Origin of the sequence: Halomonas nitroreducens (genome assembly GCF_003966155.1) — a bacterium.
Taxonomy (GTDB): Bacteria; Pseudomonadota; Gammaproteobacteria; order Pseudomonadales; family Halomonadaceae; genus Halomonas; species Halomonas nitroreducens.
This window is the reverse complement of record NZ_RXNS01000042.1, coordinates 1-1,906: the sequence shown is the minus strand read 5'-3', so window position 1 is coordinate 1,906 and position 1,906 is coordinate 1. Positions and strand designations below refer to the sequence as shown.

Genomic DNA, 1,906 nt, shown 5'->3' with positions numbered 1-1,906 from the left:
GGCACGGCCGACGCCGTGCCCTTTGTGCGTGTGCCGAACGCCTCGATCAGTCGTCGGCATCCTCCAGCAACTGCTCGGCTTCGGCCAGCAGGTTCTCCACGGTGAAGCCGAAGTACTTGAACAGGTCGCCGGCCGGGGCGGACTCGCCGAAGGTGCTCATGCCGATGATGCGGCCCTCGAGGCCCACGTACTTGTACCAGAAGTCGCGGTGGCCGGCCTCGATGGCGATGCGGTTGCCCACTTCCGCCGGCAGCACCCGCTGGCGGTAGTCGGCGTCCTGGGCGTCGAAGACGTCGCTGGACGGCATGGAGACCACCCGCACCGCGCGGCCGGTCTCGCCGAGGGCGGTAGCGGCGTCCATGGCCAGCGCGACCTCGGAGCCGGTGGCGATGAGGATCAGCTCGGGGGTGCCCGCGCAGTCCTTCAGCACATAGCCGCCGCGCTGGATCTCGGCCACCTGCTGCTTGGTGCGGGCCTGGTGGGGCAGCCCCTGGCGGGACAGCACCAGGGCGCTGGGGCCGGACTGGCGCTTGATGGCGGCGTCCCAGGCGGCGGCGGTCTCCACGGCGTCGCAGGGCCGCCAGGTGGAGAGGTTCGGCGTCGAGCGCAGGGTGGTCAGCTGCTCCACCGGCTGGTGGGTGGGGCCATCCTCGCCCAGGCCGATGGAGTCGTGGGTGAACACGTGGATCGCCCGCACGCCCATCAGCGCGGCCATGCGCACGGCGTTGCGCATGTACTCCATGAAGATCAGGAAGGTCGCGCCGTAGGGCACGAAGCCGCCGTGCAGGGCGATGCCGTTGATGATCGCCGCCATGCCGAACTCGCGCACGCCGTAGTGCAGGTAGTTGCCGCCCGGCTCGTGAGCGGAGATCGTCTGGGCGCCCTTCCAGAAGGTCAGGTTGGACGGCGCCAGGTCGGCGCTGCCACCGAGCAGCTCGGGCAGCTGCGGGCCGAGCGCGTTGAGGCAGGCCAGCGAGGCCTTGCGGGTGGCCACGCTGTCGCCCGTCTCCTGGGCCTGCTCGATCAGCGCCTCGCTGGTCAGCTCGGTCGGCAGCTCGCCCTTGATGCGGCGGTTGAACTCCCGGGCCAGTTCCGGGTGGGCCGCGGCGTAGCGCTCGAAGCGCGCCTGCCAGGCGGCCTGGCGGGACTGGCCGGCCTCGGTGGCATCCCAGCCCCGGTAGATCTCCTCGGGCACGTGGAAGGGCGCGTGGGGCCAGTCGAGCTGCTCGCGGGCCGCGGCGACCTCGTCCTCGCCCAGCGCCGCGCCGTGGCACTCTTCCTTGCCCTGCTTGTTGGGCGCGCCGAAGCCGATGATGGTCTTGCAGATGATCAGGCTGGGCCGGTCGTCGTGGCTGCGGGCCAGCTCGATGGCGGCCTTGACCTCATCGGGCTTGTGGCCGTCGACGTTGGGCACCACGTGCCAGCCATAGGCCTCGAAGCGCTTGGCGGTGTCGTCGGTGAACCAGCCCTCGACCTCGCCGTCGATGGAGATGCCGTTGTCGTCGTAGAAGGCGATCAGCTTGCCCAGCCCCTGGGTGCCGGCCAGCGAGCACACCTCGTGGGAGATGCCCTCCATCAGGCAGCCGTCGCCCAGGAAGCAGTAGGTGTAGTGGTCGACGATGGTATGGCCGTCACGGTTGAACTGGGCGGCCAGGGTGCGCTCGGCGATGGCCATGCCCACGGCGTTGGCCAGGCCCTGGCCCAGCGGGCCGGTGGTGGTCTCGATGCCCGGGGCGTAGCCGAATTCCGGGTGGCCGGCGGTCTTGGAATGGAGCTGGCGGAAGTTCTGCAGCTCCTCCAGGCCGAGCTCGTAGCCGGACAGGTGCAGCAGCGAGTAGAGCAGCATGGAGCCGTGGCCGTTGGACAGCACGAAGCGGTCGCGGTCGGGCCAGTGCGGATCGGCCGG

General features: G+C 70.5%; 1 protein-coding gene. It reads right to left on the bottom strand.

The genetic code is table 11. The annotated features are described in order from the left end of the window. Window positions 1–46: 46 nt before the first annotated feature. On the bottom strand, window positions 47–1,906 hold a 1,860-nt coding region (tkt, locus tag EKG36_RS20365), incomplete at its 5' end, for a transketolase (protein WP_126487108.1).